Raw genomic sequence first — 18,189 nt, 5'->3', positions numbered from 1 at the left:
ACCCATCCACGGGAGGAAGCACCGCCATGGACATCGGCTACACCGCGGACCACCTGCGGACCGCCGCCGCCAGCGCGGTCCGGGCGCCGTCGCTGCACAACACGCAGCCGTGGCGGTTCCGGCTGCGCGACGGCGGAATCGAGGTGCTGGCCGACCCGGCCCGGCGGCTGGCGGCGACCGACCCCAGCGGCTGGGGCGTACGGGTCGCCTGCGGCGCGGCCCTGTTCAACCTGCGGATCGCGCTGGCCGTCGCCAGTGCTCCCGCCCGGGTGCGACTGCGCCCGGACCCGGCCGAGCCGGACCTGCTGGCCCGGCTGGCGCCGGACATCCCGCGCCGGCCCAGCCCCACCGAGCAGAGCCTGCACACGGCCATCCCCCGCCGCTTCAGCAACCGGCTGCCGTTCTGGCCGGACCCGGTGCCGTCCGACGCGCGCTGGCGGCTCGGCGAGGCGGCCCGCGCCGAGGGGTGTTGGCTGGAGCTACTTGTCGGGGTGAGCGCGGTGAACGCGTTCGGCGAGATCGCCCGCGGTGCGCACCGGGTGCTGGAACGCGACCCGGCGTACCGCGCCGAGCGGGAACAGTGGCTGCGTCGCGAGCCCGCGCCGGACGGCGTACCCACCTCGGTCGGCGGACCGCAGCACGAGCCGCAGGACGTGCTGCCGACCCGCGGCTTCGGCGGGCGCGACCGGGCACCGGGTCGGGACTTCGAACCCGAGCCGCTGGTCGGGGTGCTCGGCTCGGTCGGCAACACCGCCGTCGACCAGGTGGTCGCCGGTCAGGCCCTGCAACGGGTTCTGCTCACCGCCACCGACGCCGGCCTGGGCGCGTCGCTGCTGTCCCAGCCGATCGAGGTGCCGACGGCGCGGGAGCAGCTACGGGTGTCGCTGGGGCGGTTCGGCACACCGCAGATGGTGCTGCGCATCGGGTACGGCCAGCCGGGCCGACCCACCCCGCGCCGGACGGTCGACGAGGTGCTGGACCTGCCGGTCGTGCCGGCCTGAGACTCAGCGGGCGAGTAGTCGGTCCAGTGGGCGGGGTACGCGATCCGGGTCGAGCGCCCGCACGAGCGCCTCCGCGTAGCGGGCCTTGCGCCCACTCATCGTGCCCAGGAAGCGACGCAGTTGCCGCTCGATCGGCCGTCCGCGTTGGGCGGGCTGGTTCTGGAAGACCCGGAACCGGGCCAGGTCCCGCTGTTCGGCGATGACCCGCTGCACGCCGTCGCTGCCCAGCGCACGGATCAGTTCGTCCTCCAGGTCGGTCACGCACACACCGAAACCGAGCGCCTCCATCGCCGACCGGTCCAGGGCGGCACCGAAACCCGCCTGCTCCAGACCACGGCGGAAGAAGCCCTCCTCGGCCTCGTCGCACAGCCCCCGTACCGTCACGCCGAGGCCCTGCGCCCCGAACAGCCGCAGGTACCGGCCGACGCTCATCGCGCCGCCGAGCGGCACCACGCAGACACCCTCACCGGTGAGATCGTGGTGCCGTCGTTCCGCGAGTGCCTCCACCGCGCGCTGGTCGCTCACCCCTTCGACGAGGACGACGGCACGCAGGCCGACCGCCGACTCCCGGGCGGCGTCGGCGGCCGTCGCGGCGTCGGGACCGCCGGCCGCCCAGAGGTGTACGGCGGCTCGGAAGTGGTCCGGGTCGGGCACGGCTCCGAGTCTCGCAACGGTCGGTCCACCCCGCCACCGGATTAGCGACGGTGGGCCAGCCTCGAGTGACCCGGGCACCCCGGCCGGGCGGGTCATCACGTACCGGGCGAGCCCGGGACCGTGGCGCGACGCAGGACCGCCACGGCGCGCGGTGCCAGGACGGCGGTCCCGGCAAGCCGTTCGCCGCCGACGGCGGAGATGTCGACTGAGTGCCCGGTACGGTTGATCAGGAACCAGTACGGTCCGCGTACGGCCAGTTCGACGCGACCGCGCAGTTCCGTCGGGAGTTCGCTGTGGACGCCGGCTCGCTGCGCCAGGTCGGCCAGGACGACGGTGAGCCCGGCGGGCCGCAGGCGGGTGGAGACGTAGGCGGCGGAGCCGGACCCGACGGCCCGACGGGTGATGGCCGGACGACCGGTCTGGCCGCCACTGCCGTACCGGGCCAAGACCTCGGTCGCGGGATCGGTGAGGTCGATGCGGTCGGTCCACAGGGTGCCCACCGTGCCGTTGTCGAGCTCGACGCTCTCCTCGTCGTGCAGGGGAGCGAACTCCTCGATCCTGATGCCGAGCAGATCGCGCAGGGCTCCCGGGTAGCCACCGAGCCAGACGTGGTCGTGCTCGTCGACGATCCCGGAGAAGTAGGTGGTGACGAGGTGGCCGCCGTCGGCGACGTAGCTGCCCAGGCGGTCGGCGAGCGCGCCGGGCACGACATGCAGCATCGGGGCGACGAGCAGGCCGTACCGATGCAGCGGCGCGTCGACGGGGACCACGTCGGCGCGGATGCCGAGTTCGAGAAGGGCCGTGTACCAGTCCAGGGCCTCCTGCCGGTAGCGGAGCCGGTCGGTGGGGTGCGCGTCGTGTTCGGCCGTCCACCAGGACTCCCAGTCGAAGACGATGGCCGCGCCGGCCGGCCGGCGCGTCGTACCGGCCACCTCGGCGAGATCGCGCAGCGTGGCCCCGAGATCGGTGACGGCGCGGAAGATGGCGCTGTCGACGCCGGCGTGGGGCAGCATCGCCGAGTGGTACTTCTCGGCGCCCGCCGCCGACTGGCGCCATTGGAAGAAGCAGACCGCGTCGGCACCGTGGGCGACGTGCGTGAGCGAGTCGCGGGCCATCTCGCCAGGTGCCTTGGCGACGTTGACCGGCTGCCAGTTGAGCGCGCTGGTGGAGTGCTCCATGAGATACCACGGCTGGCCGCCGGCCAGGTTCGAGGTGAGGTTGGCGGAGAACGACAGTTCGTCGTGCGCCTGCGGGCCCGGCATCGTGTAGTGGTCGTTGGCGACGAAGTCGACCTCGGCGGCCCAGTCGGCGTAGTTGATGGCCTTGGACCAGCCCATGACCATGAAGTTGGTGGTGACGGGGATGTCCGGGGTCACTTCGTACAGCACGGCCCGTTCGGCGCGCAGGTGGTCCCTGAGCGCGTCGGAGGAGAACCGCTTGAAGTCCAGTTGCTGCGTCGGGTTGGGGTGCGTGCTCGCCCGCCTTGCGGGCAGGATCTGCGCCCAGTCGCTGTACTGCTGTGACCAGAACGTGGTCGCCCAGGCCCGGTTGAGGGCCTCCAGGGTGCCGTACCGGCGGCGCAACCAGCGCCGGAACGCGGTGGCGGCGTCGTCGGAATAGTCGTAGGCGTTGTCGCCGCCCAGTTCGTTGTTGACATGCCAGGCGACCAGCGCCGGGTGGTTGCGGTACCGCTCGGCGAGTGCGCGGGTCAGGCGGAGCGCGTGCAATCGGAAGATCGGCGAAGTCGGACGCCAGTGCTGCCGGGCACCGGGCCAGATGGTGCGGCCGTCCCGGTCGATCGGCAGGATCTCCGGATGCATCGTGGTCAGCCAGGGCGGCGGCGACGCGGTCGCCGTGGCCAGGTCGACGGCGATGCCGTAGGCATGCAGCAGGTCCATGACGTCGTCGAGCCACGCGAAGTCCCACACGTCGGCCTGCGGCTGGATCCGGGCCCAGGAGAAGATCGCCAGGGAAACGATGTTCACGCCGGCCACCTGCATGGCCCGAACGTCCGTGTCCCAGACGTGGCGTGGCCACTGCTCCGGGTTGTAGTCGGCGCCGAACGCGAGACGGCTCCGGGACGGATCCGACGGCCAGCGCAGCCATCGGTGCTTGTGGGGCGGCTGCATGCCGGCTCCTGTCTCGCGGTGCTGCTGATGGTGACGTGACCTCGACCGCCGCCGGGTCGACTCTGCCCCGCTCATCCGCTAAGCGGCTTGGCGGCAAACCTCAGCTTCTCGACCTCATGGAAGGCCTGGCCCCCTTCGTGACCGTTGAACGGGTAGACGCGGATGTCCTTCGGTCCGGCGTAGTGGTTGTACGAGGCGTACACGGTTGAGGGCGGGCAGGCCTGGTCCATCAGCCCGACGGAGTACAGCGCCGAGGCGCTGGCCCGCTTGGCGTGGTTGACCGTGTCGAAGTACGAGAGCGTCCGCATCACCTGCTCCCGCTTCTCCCGGTGGACCTTGAGATAGCCGGTGATCTCGGCGTACGGCGACGCGTCGGTGATGGTCAGCGCACGGGGAAAGTCGGCCAGGAACGGAACGTCGACCATGGCGGCCACCAGACCTGAGGCGAGGCCGGCCACGGCGGTGGCGATTCCGCCGCCCTGGCTGGTCCCGGTGACGGCCACTCTGCTCGGGTCCACGGCGGGCAGTTCCCGTACGGCGTCGATGGCACGGACCCCGTCGGTGAAGACCCGGCGGTAGTAGTAGGTCTCCGGACTGGCGATACCTCGGGTGGTGAAGCCCGAGAAGGCGGGGTCACCAGCGGGGTCCGGATCGGGTGTGTCCCCCTTGGGGCCCTTGGAGCCCTGGCCCCGGGTGTCCATGATGAAGTGCGCGTATCCGGCCATGGCCCACAGAGGTCTCTCGTGCGGCAGGCCGCGGCCACCGCCGTATCCGACGTACTCCACCACGGCGGACAGCGCGTCGGTGCGGGTGACGGGCAGGTGCAGCCATGCCTTGACGGGGTTGCCGTCGTACCCGGCGAAGGTGACGTCGAAGGTGTCGATCAGTGCGAGGCCGTTGTCGACCGGCGTGACGGTGAGATTCAGCTCATGGACGCGCGCGTCCTGGAGCGTCGCGGTCCAGAAGCTGTCGAAGTCCTCCGGCTCGGTGTTGTCGGGCCGATAGCTGCGCAGACGGTCTTCGGGCAGGTCGAACAGTGCCATGGCATCTCCACGGTTGCTGGTTGGTCGGAAGTCAGGTGGGTCGTCACCACTCGGTGAACGCGCCGTCCGGGCCGCGCCAGACGGGGGAACGGAACCGGTGACCCCGTGCCGCCGCTGCGCGCACCGCGTTCTCGTCGACGTCGATGCCGAGGCCGGGTGCGCCGAGTCGCTCCACGTGCCCGTCGCGCAGCCGCAGGACGTCGGCATCGACGAGATAGTTCAGGCCGTCCTGGCCGTTGTTGTAGTGGATGCCGAGGGCCTGTTCCTGGATGAGGAAGTTCGGTGTGGCCAGGTCGATCTGCAGGCATGCGGCCAGGGCGATGGGGCCGAGCGGGCAGTGCGGGGCCAGGACGGAGTCGTACATCTCGGCGACCGCGGCGATGCGCCGGACCTCGGAGATGCCTCCGGCGTGCGAGAGGTCGGGTTGGACGACGGCCACGCCGGCGTCCAGGACGTCCCGGAACTCGCGCCGGGTGTAGAGCCGCTCGCCGGTGGCGATCGGCAGTGCGGTGGCCGTGACGATCCGGGCGATGTCGCTGGAGAACTCCGGCCGCAGCGGTTCCTCGACGAACAGCGGCACGTACGGCTCCAGCAGCGGCAGGAGGCGACGGCTGGCGGCGATCGAGGCTCGGCCGTGCAGGTCGATCGCCACGTCGTTGTCGGCGCCGATCGCATCGCGGACCTTGGCCAGGAGATCGACGACGGATCTCAGGCCGGCGGGGGTGTCCAGGAACGCCATCGCGCCCGGCGGTGCGATCTTGACGGCGGTGTATCCCGCCGCGATCGCCGTCGCGGCGGATTCGGCGACCTGCTCGGCGGTCTCGCCGTACGCCCAGCCGTACATCCGGACGCGGTCGCGTACCGGCCCGCCGAGCAGTTCGTGGACCGGCGCCCCGCGGACCTTTCCGGCGATGTCCCACAGCGCCTGGTCGATGCCGGCGACGGCGCTGGACAGGATGGGGCCGCCACGGTAGAAGCCACCGCGGGTGAGGACCTGCCAGTGGTCCTCGATGCGCATCGGATCGGTGCCGACGAGCAGGTCGGACAGCTCACCGATCGCGGCCTGTACGGTCTCGGCGCGGCCTTCCACGACCGGTTCGCCCCAGCCGACGACACCGTCATCGGTGGTGATCTTCAGGAAGAGCCAGCGGGGCGCTACGAGGAAGGTCTCCAGGCGGTCGATCTTCACGGGGCCACGATCCCGCCGTCGAGGTGCCGTACCTGGGCCGACCACCGCTCGTGGAGGTGCTCCACGGGCGGGTACTTGGCCGCCTCCGCCTCGTCGAGGTCGATGCCCCAGCCGGGCGCGTCCGACGGGTAGAGGAAGCCGTTGCGGGGTGCGAGCGTGCCCGGGAACACCGCGTGGACGTCGGGTGAGTACTCGTGGCCCTCCTGGACGACGAACGCCGCGCTGGTCACGTCGAGCGCGACGTTGGCCGCCGCGCCGACCGGGGACACGTCGGCCGGCGCGTGCCAGGCGGTGCCGACACCGTGGAGTTCGCAGAGGGCGACGAGCTTGCGCGCCGGGCTCAGGCCGCCGATCGAGGAGATGTGCAGGCGCAGCAGATCGACGCCGCCACCCGTCACGAGCCGGGCCGCGTCGGCCACCGACGCCACCTGTTCGCCGACGGCGATGGGCATGGGTGCGGCCGCGCGGACCTCGCCCAGCCGGTCGTAGAACTCCGGGGCGATCGGATCCTCCAGGAAGAACAACCGGTACTCCTCGAGCTGGCGAGCCAGTCCGACAGCCTGCTTGACGGTCAGCCGGGAATGGACGTCGTGCATCAGGTGCGGCTCGGGCCCGAGGGCCGCGCGGGCCTGCGCGAACAGGGCCGGGGTGTCGCGCAGGTAGCGGTGCACGTCCCACCCGCCCGGATGCGGTGTTCCGGGGTACCCGCCGGGCGTGGGCGGAGCGCCGTAGGTGCCGACGCCGGGGCTGCCGACCTGGAGCCGGACATGTCGGTAGCCCCGGTCGAGCAGGGCGCGGGCCTGCTCCAGGGTGGCGTCGACGGTGGCCCCGCCGGCGTGCAGGTACGTGTCGGCCGCCGCTCGGACCCGCCCGCCGAGCAACTCGTACACGGGCATGCCGGCCCGCTTGCCGGCGATGTCCCACAGCGCCTGGTCGACGCCGGACAGGGCGTTGTTGGTGACCGGGCCGCTGCGCCAGTACGACGAGAAGTGGACCATCCGGAAGATGTCCTCGATGTCGGCCGGATGGCGGCCGACGAGCAGCGGCGCGACATGACGGTCGACGGTGGCGGCGACGGCGTGGAACCGCTGGGTGAACGTCGCGCATCCGAGCCCGTACAGGCCGGGATCGTTGGTGTCGACCCGGACGACGACGAGCGGCACGCCCTCCGGGGCGGTGACGATCGACCGGACGCCGGTGATGCGCAGCCGGTCACGGCCGGGCCAGGGCGCCTGCGTCTCCGGCATGGGGTTGAGGGGCACGAACGTGGTCTCCTGTTCGAGGATCGTTGCGTGGATGGACGGCGACGGCAGACCGTCAGGCGTAGGCCCGCACGGCGATCAGCTGGGCCGAACCGGCGCCGTTGGTGGCGGTGACGACGACCCTGATCCGGTCGGTCACGATCGGGGCCGCGAGACGGTGCGTGCGGCGCCGCTGCCGGTTGTCGGCCACCGACACGAGCGGCTGCCAGTCGGTCCCGGTGGCACGGGCCTCGATCCGGTAGTCGCGCACGAGCGTCGGCATGAGCGTGAACGGCATCCGGTGATGGGGCAGATTGATCAGGTCCTCATTGACGTCGTCGTTGGCGATGACCTCGACCCGGCTCACCGTCACCGGCTCCGGCCAGGTCAGCTGCAACCACGGCTCACCGTCCGTGGCCAAGGGCCGCGACATCCACAGGTGCGGTCCGGCGAAGGGGCGCAGGTACCCGTCCACCACCTTGTCGGCGGAGTAGGCCGCCGTCGGACCGGTGCGCAGGCAGAAGGTCCGGCGGCGCAGGGCCACGCTCTTCCACTCGAGCACCGGTTGCCGCTCCGTGCGGCCCGCCGCCGGCGGCACGTGGGACAGGGACAGAACGCCGGGGACGGTCGTGTCCGCGACGTGCAGGGCCACGGCGCGGTTGGCCCGTACCCGTAGGAAGGCGTTGCGTGCGGTGGGCGGCGTCCAGGCCAGCGGGAGGCGGACCCACTGCCGGGCGCCCGCGGCGACCCGGACCTCCGCCGTGTCGATCAGCGTGCGCGGTACGTAGTTCTGTCCGAGGGCGGGGTCGTAGAGGTCCACCACGAGCGTCGTGGTCTCGACCGCGTCGACGAGTAGCTCCGGCTCCACCAGGGCGGGATCGACCGGCAGCACGATGCCGGCGTCGGCGGTCAGCGGCCACGGTTCACCCGGTCCGGTCACGTCGATCCCGTCCAGCGTCGAGGACGCCGTCACCAGCGCCCCGCGGGCCTGATCGGTCGGGTCGGCCGCGGCCACGCCGATGAGGGACGCGTCGGAGCGCAGGAGTGTCTGTTGCAGGTGACCCGCGTCGAGTTCGCGGGGGGCCACCTGCCGGTCGAGGCACAGGACGGCGGCGGTTCCGGCCGCCTGGCCAAGCGTCGCGCAGGTGGCCATCACCCGGGTCGAGCCGAACGCGATGTGGCTGGCCGACACGTTGCGTCCGGCGAACAGCAGGTTCGTGGTGTTCACCGAGTACAGGCAGCGGTAGGGGATGTGGTAGACGCCGTCCGGGTGCAGGTGTTTGGAGGCCGCCTCCGTCGCGTACATGCCCTGCGGCGGATGCATGTCGATGGACCAACCGCCGAAGGCGGCCTGGTCGGGGAACTCCGTCTGACCCATGATGTCGTTCTGGGTCAGCACGTAGTCGCCGATGAACCTCCGGTACTCCCGCTTTCCGGGGACGGCGCCGACCCATTCCAGGGTCATCGTGTCCGCGTCGAACCGGCCCGAGTTCTTGATGTGGTCCCAGATTCCGTAGATGACCGACCACAGTTCGTCCCGGATGACGTCGTTGTCGTGGACGGTGTCCAACTCCCCGCCGTACTCGATCCACCAGTACGCGGTGCCGTTGTCGCCGGCCCGGATGATGCGCCGCTGCGGGATGCTGGTCTGCGTGATGTCCTTGGCGAACGACGGCGGCACGTAGGTGACCGGCTCACCGGCGTCCTTGGTGTAGAAGAGCAGGGTGCTGCCGAGGGTGATGTCGTCGGCCTCGGCGGGCGCCCAGGGTTCGCCGTACTGGCCGCTGGCCTCGCGGCCGATGCGGTACTCGGCGCCGGCCAGGTGTCCGATCAGGCCGTCGCCGGTGCAGTCGAGAAAGATCGGCGACCTGAAGTGGATGAGCCGTTCCGAGCCCATCATCCACCCGGTGACGGCGTGGATCTGCCGCGCCTCGGGCGGCCCGTCCGCGTCGACGTCGCGGACGTCCGTGTTGAGATACAGGGAGATGTTCGGCTCCGCCCGCACGGCGTCGAGCACGACCGTGTCCCACACGTACGGGTTGCCCTGCGGGTTGCGGTACTGGTTCTCCACGAACAGCTCACCCATGATCCCGCCTTCGCGGGCGTAGTGGTTGTCCCCGTGGCTGGTGGCGCCCACCACCCAGACCCGTACCTCGCTGCTGGAGTTGCCGCCCAGCACCGGCCGGTTGTTGATCAGCGCGACCGTCCGGCCGAGGCGGGCGGCGGCGATGGCGGCGCACACACCCGCCAGACCACCGCCGACCACCGTGATGTCGTGTCCGACGTGTTCAACACGCATTGTCGTGGCCCTCCGTCGGTGTCACTTGAGCCCGGTGCGGCTCAGTGCGGACAGGAACTGGCGCTGGAACACGAGGAACACGATGATCATCGGTACGACCGACGAGGTGGCCGCCGCCATGGACAGGCCACCGGCGAGGCCGCCGTCACCGTCGACGAAACGGGTCAGGCCGACGGGAAGCGTGTAGTTCTCGTCGGTGGAGAGCATGATCAGCGGCGTCTCGTAGCTGTTCCACGACCACACGAAGCCGAGGATCGCCAGTGCCGCGAGGACGGGCTTCGCCATCGGCAGGTAGATCCGCCAGTAGATCGACCATTCGCCGGCGCCGTCGATGCGTGCGGCCTCGGCCAGCTCCCCGGGTACGGCGGAGAAGTGCTGGCGCATCAGGAAGGTGCCGAAGACGGTGAACATGCTCGGCAGGATCAGCGCCCACAGGGTGTCGTACAGGCCGACGGCCTGGAAGAACATGAACCGGGGCACGAGCAGCAACTGGGTCGGCACGATCGAGGTCGCGATATAGAGCAGGAAGAGGCGGTCGCGACCCTTGAACCGCATGCGGGCGAAGGCGTACCCGGCGAGGGAGGACGTGAACAGCTCGCCGGTGACGGCAACGACCGCCACGATCAGGGAATTGCTGAAGTAGCGCAGCAGGGGCGGGTCGCCGGCCCACACGTCGACGTAGTTGACCCAGCGGACGGGGTCGGGAATCCACGTCACCGGAAGCGTGAACACGTCGATGTTGCGTTTGAGCGAGGCCGAGATCATCCACAGCAGCGGGAGGGCGAAGAGCACCGCGATCGCCCACATGACAACGCTCAGCACCCAGGTGCGCAGGGTCCGGTCTGTACGGCTGCGGGTCATGTGTAGAGCCCCCGTCCCTTCTGGAACCGCCACAGCAGCAGCGTCAGCAGCAGTACCGCGGCGAACGTGACGACGCCTATCGCCGCGGCGTAGCCGAACTTGTAGGCCTGGAATCCGGACTGGTACATGTAGTAGGCCAGCACGGTGGTGGACTCCCCCGGGCCGCCGCCGGTCAGGAAGGCGATCAACCCGAAACCCTGCGACGTGCCGATGAACGACGTGATCGCCAGGAAGATGGTGGTCGGCATGAGGCTCGGCCACGTGATGGCGCGGAACCGGCGCCACGCGCCGGCGCCGTCGATCATCGCCGCCTCGTGCAGGTCCTGGGGCAGTTCCTGGAGAGCGGCCAGGTAGATCACCGCCTGGTAGCCCATGCCGGCCCACACCTGGATGAGTACGAGCGCCGGCAGAGCCCAGTTCTCGGACACCAGCCAGGTCGGCGGCTCGGACAGACCCAGGAACCGCAGGGCCTGGTTGAGCAGCCCGGCGCTGGGGTTGAGCACGAGCAGCCAGACCATGCCGATGGCAACCGTGTTGACCATGCTGGGCACGAAGAACACGACCCGCAGTGCGGCCCGGCCGACCAGCGGCCGGTTGAGGGCCAGTGCGAGCAGCAGGCCGAAGCCGATCGACAGCGGAACGCCGAGGCCGGCGAAGAACACCGTGCGGCCCAGGGCTTTCCAGAACTTCGGGTCGGCGAAGAGGTCGGCGAAGTTGTCCAGGCCCACCCACTCGATCCCGTCCAGGCCGGACAGCACGTTCCACCGGGTGAACGCGATGCCCAGCCCGGCCAGCATCGGACCCAGGGTGAAAGCGATCAGTCCGACGAGATTGGGGGCGATGAACAGCCACGGCAACCAGGAGCGGACCCCGGTGGGCCGGCGCTTCTTCCCCCGTACGACGGGCGGTACCGGTGACCGGGCCGACCCAACCAGAGTCTGCATGTGTTTCTAGCCCGCCTTTTTGATCGCCGCGTCGCACTGTTCCTTGGCGGTCCGGGCCCACTCGTCGAGGCTGATGTTCCCGAGCAGGACCCGCTGGTTGAGCCCGTTCACGATCGTGGAGATCTCGGCGTGCGCCGTCTGGATGGTGTCCACGGGAATCCGCGCGTCCGACGTCAGCAGGTTGGTGACCAGCGACTGGTCGTCGAACAGCTTCGCGGCGTCGGGTCCGCCCAGATCGGCGGCCAGTTTCGCGGTGTCACCCCCGGGCAGCGACGGGAGCCGGCCGCCGGGCACCATGTGTGCCGCGCCTTCACCGACCCAGAACTGCAGGAGCGTGAAGGCGGCGTCCTGGTGGGCGGACTTCTTGGTGATGGCCACGTTGTCGCCGTAGCCACCGGTGTTCCAGAACCGCACGCCCTTCTGCGGCGCGGGCATCGGCAGCAGCACGGTCCTGAAGTCGTGCGGATACTCCTTGGTGTCCTTGATGTAGCGCAGAACGAACGGCTGGGAGACCCACATGGCCACCTTCCCCGTGAGGAACGGGGTCTGGGCGAACGCGTCCCACTTCTGCGCGACGATCTCGGTCATCGGCGCGGCGGACCTCTCGGCCATCATGTCCAGCCGGAGCTGGAAGTTCTCCCGGAACGCCGGGTGGTCGAAGTTGGACTCGCGGCCGCCGGGCTTGTAGGTGAAGTCCGGGCCGAGCTGCTGGCGGGCGAGGTCCGGCGGGATCAGGCACCCGTACACACCGTTGCCGGACAGCTGCTTGGCGATCGCGCGGAAGTCGGCGGTCGTCCAGTCCGCCGGGACGGTGATGCCGGCCTTGTCGAGCAGGCTCTTGTTCGCCAGCACCGTCTCCACGCTGCGGCTGGCCGGAACGGAGTACGCCTTGCCGTCGAAGAAGTTGTTGCTGGCCGGTTCCGCGCCGGGCGCGAAGGCCTTCAACACCGGGTCAGCGGCGAGCCGGTCGGTGAGGTCGGTGAGCAGACCCGCCTCGACGCGTTTGGCCAGCGCCGAGCGCGCGTACGACACGACCACGTCGATGTCGAGGCCGCCCTGCAACGCGGTGTCGAGCTTGAGGTTGCCCTGATCGTCGTTGACGAAGCGGGTGTAGTTGACCTTGATGTTCGGGTGCTTCGCGGTGAACGCGGCGAACAGGGCGCTGGGGCCGTTCTCCGCGGGGACTCCGCCCCACACGTTGAGGGTCACCGTGCCGGTGTCACCGGACTCCCCGCCTTTGCCGCAGGCCGAGAGGAGGGCGGCGGAACCCAGTCCGGCCGCGCCCGCGAGCAGGCGCCGGCGGCTGATCGTACGTGTCATGGCGTCACTTCCTGAGGTGAGGTTGAGGGCTGTCCGGGTGGGGACAGTGGGTGGAGGTGTTCGGGGGTGAAGCCGAGCAGCCGCGTGGCCCGAGCGGTGTCGATGGCGACGCTCCGGCCGGTCAGTCGCGTCCGCCGAGGCACCCCCGGTAGGTGTTCGTCCAGCAGCGCCTCCGTGTCGGTGGCGCACAGGGTGTCCGGGGCGGCGACGAAGACCGCGTGGAATCCCGTCACGGGGGCGGTGAGGCCCAACAGTCCGGCGCGGGCGGCGTCGCGGGTGTCCAGGTAGGCCCACATTTCCTTGGCCCCCCACGAGGGGTGTTCGGCGTAGTAACGGGCGTAGGTGTCGAACTGGTCGCCGGGACCGCCGAGCAGCGGCAGGCGCAGTGCGACGACGGTCATGCCGTGCCGGCGGGCCATCATGGCGCCGATCGCCTCGTCGGTCTGCTTCGACAGCGCGTACGGGTCGGCCACCTGCAACGGCATCTCCTCGTCGAGAGGCAGGTAGGCCGGTGTCTGCGGGTGCGGAGACCAGGGCAGACCGGTCACGGAGAGGCTGCTGGCGATCACGGCCCGGTCGACGCCCCGCTGAGCCGCCTCCTCCAGCACGGTGAACGTCGCCTGGGTGTTCGTGGTGAACACCTCGTGCGGTGTGCCGAGGGTGGGCGCGGGGATCGCCGCGCAGTGGAAGACGGCATCGACCCCCGCGAGGGCGTCGCGTACCACGGTCGGGTCCCCGGCGGATCCGGTCACCATCCGGCCCGCCCCGGTGTCGCCCGGGTCGTGCAGGTCGAGACCGGTGGTGGGGATGCGCCGGTCGGCGAGCAGCGTCAGGGCCGCCCGACCCAACCGTCCGGCCGCACCGGTGACCAGGACCCGCCGGGGCCCGCTCACGGCGCCATCACCTGCACCGGCCGCATCTCCGCGGTGTTCTTGGCCAGGACGATGCCGCCGCCCCACTGGATCCAGCCGGCCCGGCCGATGCCGTCGTCGTCATCGTTGACCACGAAGGACAGGGCGACCGGCGCGGTGGGCGGACCGGTGAACCCAAGTGCCGACCAGGGCACCGACGCGCGGTAGGAGGTGGTGGTCCCGTTCCGGACGATCGCCGCCGTGGCGCCCGGCGTCGCCCCGGCCACTCCGCCGGCCGGTGGCGTGAAGGTGTACACGGCCGGACCGGTGCCCAGCAGCGCCGCGCCGATCTCGACGCGGGCGGTCGACCGCCCCGGAAGGTCGGGGCTGACCGCCAGTTGGATGGAGTCGCCGTCCCACATACTGCCGGCCGTCTTCGTCTGGGCGTGGACGTTGTCGGTCACGTCGGCCGTCAACCACAGGGCGTCCGCGGTGCGGGTAAGCTTGACCGTGCCGGACAGGTCCGACGTGCCGCCGTAGGGAACCCGCCGGTAGTCGACCGCGCCGTCGGCCGCCAGATTCACGGGTACGACCATGTTCTGTCCGTCGGCCTCGATCGGGTTGAAGCCGACTGGCCCGCCAGCCCGGAACGCGCCCAACTGTGTCGTGTCGACGCGCACCGACATGTCGGAGGACTTCCACGGGACGATCCCCGTGACCGGTATGTCGACCGAGGTGACGGAGTTCGGCGGGACCGGAGCGACGCCGGTCGCCGTGCCACTCTGCGTCCCCACCGTCCAGGCGATCTGTGTGACGTTCAGGGCCGTCGCCGACTTGTTGTTGGTGATCTTCACCCGCAGTGCACCACCGAGCGGCCCGACCGACGTCACGATCGGATCGGCGGTCACCACGACCGGATCGGTGATCATCGCGTCGTCGCGCAGCACCATCGACGCCGATCCCCCGGACCCGGCCCGCACGTGCACCGTTCGCGGGCCCTTCACCGTGCCACCCGGGACGCTGACGGTCTTCGTCCCCACCTGCCCGGCCGGCGCGTACACCGCGTAGGTGTCGTTCTCGATGTGGAAGTTGGTCCACGTGCCTCCACCGCCGTGGGTCCGGTCCACCTTCAGCGTCACCGGGATGTCGTCGCCGACGGCGACCGTGTCCGGGACGGAGACCGAGTACACCTTCGGGTTGCTCACCGCGAGGGCCGTCGGCTTGCCCCGGGTGAAGACCGGGTGCTCGGTCAGGTCCAGCGTCACCTTGCCCTGTAGGGGTTCCAGGGTGTTCGACCGGCCGTAGGCGTTGGTGACCGTCACGGGGGTGGTGGTGCTCAGCTCCACCTGGGTCGGTGTGGTCGCCCACATCACCCGGACCGGCGTCTTGCCGGCCCCGCCGGCGAACTCGTACGAGTAGACACCCGAGCCCAGGTTGTCGGCGGCACGGAAATCAAGACCGGCGAGCTGGCGGATCAGCACCGACTGCGTGACCAGCGCCGGCTTCGGGGCGTAGGCGTTCATCCCCAGGTACCCGGGACGGCGCATGACGCCGAAGTTGTACTCCTGGTTCGACGCGGTCGTGCCGTCGTTGAGGAAGTCGTACCAGTAGTAGCGGCTCGCCCCGTTGGCCACGGCCAGGCTCGCCGTGCGGACCAGGTAGTCGCCCTGCTGCAGTTCGGTGACGCCGCCGCTGGTGTGGGTCGGGAATCCGTTCTCGGTGATGTCGATCGGCATGTCACGACCGTTGTTGTAGCGGCGGATCAGGTCTTTGAACGTCGGGATCAGGGTCACGCCGCGGACCTCCGGCGCCGCCGGGAAGCCGTAGAGGTGCGCACTGAAGCGGTCCATGTACTTCAGGCCGCCGATCTGGAACAGCTCCTCCCACCACGCGGGTCCGCCGCCGGCCGGCGCGACGACCTCGGCCTGCGGGTGGTCGGCCTTGACCTTGGCGTAGGTCGCCTGCAACAGCGGTAGGTAACACTGCGGGGTACGACCGCACAGGCCGTTGTTGAAGCCCCCGTCGAACTCGTTGTACACCTCGACCTTGTTCGTGCCGGAGAGGGTGAGCATCGCCGAGGCGTAGGCGGCGAAGGCGGCGTGGCCCTCCGGCGTGCTCGGCGTCTTCCCGCCGTCGTAGAGCGGATTGGCGAACGCCGCGACCAGCAGAGGCTCCATGCCGTTGGCGGCCAGCCCGTTGAGGAACGGGGCGCCGTAGGTGGGCATGGTGTAGGTGCCGGCGGTCTTCTCGACGTGCTGCCAGGACAGGGCGTCGCGGACGTGGGTGTAGCCGACCTTCGCCATCGTGGGGATGAGACTGGCCGGGTCGCTCTGGGAGAAGTGGGTTCCGACTCCCCACGGCGCCCCGGGTCTGCGGGCGTCGGCGGGGAGCGCGTCCAGCAGCGCCACCGGCGTGTACTTGGTGACCGGGAGTCCACCCACCTCGGCCGTGACGCCGAGGGTGTAGTAGCCGGGCTTGACCGTGGCGAGGTCGACCGTCGCCGTGCCACCGGACACCGCGGCCGTGCCGCTGGCCGCCGGCACGCCCTGCTCGTCGGCGACCGTCCAGCTCACGCTGGCCGCGCTGGAGGTCACCGGGATGGTCCGCGGCTCGGATCCGCTGAAGACCAGGTTCGTCGCGGTGATGCGTACCGCCTCGGCGGTGCTGAAGCTGACCGAGACGTCGGAGACGCACAGGTCGGTGGCCGACCGCCCGAGCCGGCTGTCCCAGGAGGCGATGCGGAAGTCGGCGCCGGACGGCAGATCGCCCTTGAACTCGGCGTCGGCCAACTGGAAGACGTAGGAACGCCAGACGTTCCCGCCGGTCAGCGGGACGGCGTCGCCGGCCCGGTTCTGCCCCGTGCCGTCGTACTGGATGGTGAAGTGCCCGGGGCCGGCGTCGAAGTAGCTGACCTTGACGAACGCGTACCCGGTGGTGGCCGGCTGCCGGGCGGCGTCGACCCGGAAGTACAGGAAGTCGTTGGTGATCGGCGTCTGCGTGGTGGTCCAGCAGGAGCGGCCGCCCCGCTCGGTGGCCGCCGCGGAGATCTGGCCGGAGGCGTCGCCGGGGTTGCCGGCCATGCCGTTCCACTGCGGGGTGGCCGAGAGCACCGCGGAGGCCGCGGCGGCGTCGGCGAACGCCGGAGGCGCGACGCCGATCACGGGTAGACCGATGAGAACGGCCAGTCCGGCCGCCACGTGCGTCCGCCACCTGTGGCGGCGCACGTTCGAGGGTCGTATCAAGTTCGTCACCTCTCGGCTCAGCCACGGTCCGCTCGTTGACGCTTTGTCGTCCCGTGACGTGGGCTCGTGGCGAGCCGACCGGCTCGCCACGGTTCGCAGCATGTGGTGCCTTTCCGTCCATGGCGGCAGCCCGCCGGACCCGCCCCGTGCTGGAGGAAACCGACCTGGGCAGCACTCATCGCGCCTGCTCGAGCAGGGTCGACTGCGGCGACCAGGCGGGATCGTTGGTCAAGTGCGGCGAGCGTAATGGTGCAGTAATAGCACCGTCAAGACACTCCACTGAAACCCGCGCGACACGATCTCGTAGCGTCTCCACCCGTAGTGATGCTATAAATGCAACATGCTGCCGTCTCAGCCGAACAAATCGCTCCAGGATGGACTCGACTGCCTGCAGTTGCTGGCCAGCTCTCCTGAGGCCCTCGGCTCACGCGAAGTCGCACGACGGCTCGGTCTGGAACCCTCTCGCGCGAACCGGCTGCTCAAGACCCTCGCGCACATCCGGCTGATCGAACAGGACGAGCGACGCCGCTACCGTCCCGGCCCGGGAATCCACGCCCTGGCCGCGCAGAGCCTCTTCGGGTCCGGCCTGATCCGCCGTGCGCTCGGGCCGCTCGGCGAGCTTCACTCCCACGGTCACACGGTGGCCATGGGCGTGCTCTGGCGCGACCAGATGTCGTACCTGTACCACGCCGACCCGGGCATGGACACCAGCACGGCCCTCGGCCGGATCGGCCTCTTCCCGGTCACCCGATCCGGACTCGGGATGGCCCTGCTGGCCAGCCAGGACGACGAGAACGTCCGTGCCATGTGGACCACCAGCGCGAACGAGACCCCGATCGAGCAGGTCCTCACCGATCTCGCGGAGATCCGCGAAGCCGGGTACGCCCTGCGCACCGGCAGAACCGAACGCACCGTCGCCGTCACCGTCGGCTCAGCGCCGTACGCCGCGATCGGCATGTCCGGCCGTTTTCCCGACGCGCAGATACCTGAACTCGTCAGCGCACTGCGGCACGCGGCAGAGAGGATCGAGAAGAAGGGCTGAGGCCGCCCTGAACCTCGGCACGAAAGCGGCCGCGCCAGGCGGCCGCCACCTCCACGTCACACCAAAAAACCCGTTACCGGAGATCCGGTAACGGGTCGACCGACCTGCTTGCCTACCTGGTGGGCGATACTGGGTTTGAACCAGTGACCTCTTCCGTGTCAAGGAAGCGCGCTCCCACTGCGCCAATCGCCCGTGGTGCCCGCTCGACCGGGCTGTCAGGCCCGTCGAGACGGATCGCGAGCGGACGACGGGATTCGAACCCGCGACCCTCACCTTGGCAAGGTGATGCGCTACCAGCTGCGCTACGTCCGCACGTCCCCGACTACCGCCGGCGACGGAGCAGACTCTACCCGATGCCAAGATCGGCCGGCGC

The 18,189-nt window shown here is 70.3% G+C and carries 13 protein-coding genes and 2 tRNA genes; 2 read left to right on the top strand and 13 right to left on the bottom strand.

Annotated features, from left to right (window positions below; all coding sequences use genetic code 11):
• Positions 1-26: 26 nt before the first annotated feature.
• A complete protein-coding gene (locus ACTFTM_RS09570) occupies positions 27-1,001 on the top strand; it encodes an Acg family FMN-binding oxidoreductase (RefSeq protein WP_449565444.1) in 975 nt (324 codons plus the stop codon).
• Positions 1,002-1,004: 3 nt separating this feature from the next.
• Here ACTFTM_RS09570 and ACTFTM_RS09565 read toward each other — a convergent pair whose 3' ends face one another.
• From ACTFTM_RS09565 to ACTFTM_RS09515, 11 genes are all read right to left on the bottom strand, one after another.
• The gene (locus tag ACTFTM_RS09565; protein WP_449565443.1) at positions 1,005-1,655 is read right to left on the bottom strand and encodes a TOPRIM nucleotidyl transferase/hydrolase domain-containing protein; all 651 of its coding nucleotides are present in this window, start codon (positions 1,653-1,655) and stop codon (positions 1,005-1,007) included.
• 95 nt (positions 1,656-1,750) lie between these two features.
• Positions 1,751-3,784 (bottom strand): beta-galactosidase, encoded by a 2,034-nt coding sequence (locus tag ACTFTM_RS09560; RefSeq protein ID WP_449565442.1) that lies wholly within the window; start codon positions 3,782-3,784, stop codon positions 1,751-1,753.
• Between the two features lie 71 nt (positions 3,785-3,855).
• Positions 3,856-4,827 carry an acetylxylan esterase gene (locus ACTFTM_RS09555; RefSeq protein ID WP_449565441.1) on the bottom strand — a complete coding sequence of 324 codons (972 nt, stop codon included), beginning with the start codon at positions 4,825-4,827 and terminating at the stop codon, positions 3,856-3,858.
• A gap of 43 nt (positions 4,828-4,870) precedes the next feature.
• A complete protein-coding gene (dgoD, locus tag ACTFTM_RS09550) occupies positions 4,871-6,016 on the bottom strand; it encodes a galactonate dehydratase (protein ID WP_449565440.1) in 1,146 nt (381 codons plus the stop codon).
• A complete protein-coding gene (locus ACTFTM_RS09545; protein WP_449565439.1) occupies positions 6,013-7,278 on the bottom strand; it encodes an enolase C-terminal domain-like protein in 1,266 nt (421 codons plus the stop codon). The genes dgoD and ACTFTM_RS09545 overlap by 4 nt, the downstream gene beginning before the upstream one ends.
• Positions 7,279-7,333: 55 nt before the next feature.
• The gene (locus ACTFTM_RS09540) at positions 7,334-9,556 is read right to left on the bottom strand and encodes an FAD-dependent oxidoreductase (protein WP_449565438.1); all 2,223 of its coding nucleotides are present in this window, start codon (positions 9,554-9,556) and stop codon (positions 7,334-7,336) included.
• A 21-nt stretch (positions 9,557-9,577) separates the two neighbouring features.
• Entirely contained in the window at positions 9,578-10,417 is an 840-nt protein-coding gene (locus ACTFTM_RS09535; RefSeq protein WP_449565437.1) for a carbohydrate ABC transporter permease, read from the bottom strand.
• Entirely contained in the window at positions 10,414-11,361 is a 948-nt protein-coding gene (locus tag ACTFTM_RS09530) for a carbohydrate ABC transporter permease (RefSeq protein ID WP_449565436.1), read from the bottom strand. The genes ACTFTM_RS09535 and ACTFTM_RS09530 overlap by 4 nt, the downstream gene beginning before the upstream one ends.
• 6 nt (positions 11,362-11,367) lie before the next feature.
• A complete protein-coding gene (locus tag ACTFTM_RS09525; protein ID WP_449565435.1) occupies positions 11,368-12,681 on the bottom strand; it encodes an ABC transporter substrate-binding protein in 1,314 nt (437 codons plus the stop codon).
• Complete coding sequence (locus ACTFTM_RS09520; RefSeq protein ID WP_449565434.1) at positions 12,678-13,574, bottom strand: NAD-dependent epimerase/dehydratase family protein; 897 nt, start codon at positions 13,572-13,574, stop codon at positions 12,678-12,680. Before ACTFTM_RS09520 ends, ACTFTM_RS09525 begins: the two co-directional genes overlap by 4 nt.
• Entirely contained in the window at positions 13,571-16,729 is a 3,159-nt protein-coding gene (locus tag ACTFTM_RS09515) for a sugar-binding protein (protein ID WP_449565433.1), read from the bottom strand. Before ACTFTM_RS09515 ends, ACTFTM_RS09520 begins: the two co-directional genes overlap by 4 nt.
• Positions 16,730-17,114: 385 nt before the next feature.
• Here ACTFTM_RS09515 and ACTFTM_RS09510 point away from each other — a divergent pair, with 385 nt between their 5' ends.
• Positions 17,115-17,816, top strand: a complete 702-nt coding sequence (locus ACTFTM_RS09510) for an IclR family transcriptional regulator (protein ID WP_449565432.1) — start codon at positions 17,115-17,117, stop codon at positions 17,814-17,816.
• 117 nt (positions 17,817-17,933) lie between these two features.
• On the opposite strand, the gene ACTFTM_RS09505 is transcribed toward ACTFTM_RS09510, so the two are convergent.
• Positions 17,934-18,008: transfer RNA gene (locus tag ACTFTM_RS09505), tRNA-Val, on the bottom strand.
• Positions 18,009-18,055: 47 nt separating this feature from the next.
• A tRNA-Gly gene (locus tag ACTFTM_RS09500) sits at positions 18,056-18,128 on the bottom strand.
• Between the last annotated feature and the right edge of the window lie 61 nt (positions 18,129-18,189).

This window comes from Micromonospora sp. RB23, assembly GCF_053585025.1.
The sequence above is the reverse complement of the archived record's forward strand: the minus strand, read 5'-3'. Positions and strand labels throughout refer to the sequence as shown.

Excerpts from the sequence above, each read along its gene's own strand:
- ACTFTM_RS09570 (WP_449565444.1), top strand. The coding sequence starts at position 27 with ATGGACATCGGCTACACCGCGGACCACCTGCGGACCGCCGCCGCCAGC.
- ACTFTM_RS09560 (WP_449565442.1), bottom strand. The coding sequence starts at position 3,784 with ATGCAGCCGCCCCACAAGCACCGATGGCTGCGCTGGCCGTCGGATCCG.
- ACTFTM_RS09555 (WP_449565441.1), bottom strand. The coding sequence starts at position 4,827 with ATGGCACTGTTCGACCTGCCCGAAGACCGTCTGCGCAGCTATCGGCCC.
- ACTFTM_RS09540 (WP_449565438.1), bottom strand. The coding sequence starts at position 9,556 with ATGCGTGTTGAACACGTCGGACACGACATCACGGTGGTCGGCGGTGGT.
- ACTFTM_RS09535 (WP_449565437.1), bottom strand. The coding sequence starts at position 10,417 with ATGACCCGCAGCCGTACAGACCGGACCCTGCGCACCTGGGTGCTGAGC.
- ACTFTM_RS09530 (WP_449565436.1), bottom strand. The coding sequence starts at position 11,361 with ATGCAGACTCTGGTTGGGTCGGCCCGGTCACCGGTACCGCCCGTCGTA.
- ACTFTM_RS09525 (WP_449565435.1), bottom strand. The coding sequence starts at position 12,681 with ATGACACGTACGATCAGCCGCCGGCGCCTGCTCGCGGGCGCGGCCGGA.
- ACTFTM_RS09510 (WP_449565432.1), top strand. The coding sequence starts at position 17,115 with ATGCTGCCGTCTCAGCCGAACAAATCGCTCCAGGATGGACTCGACTGC.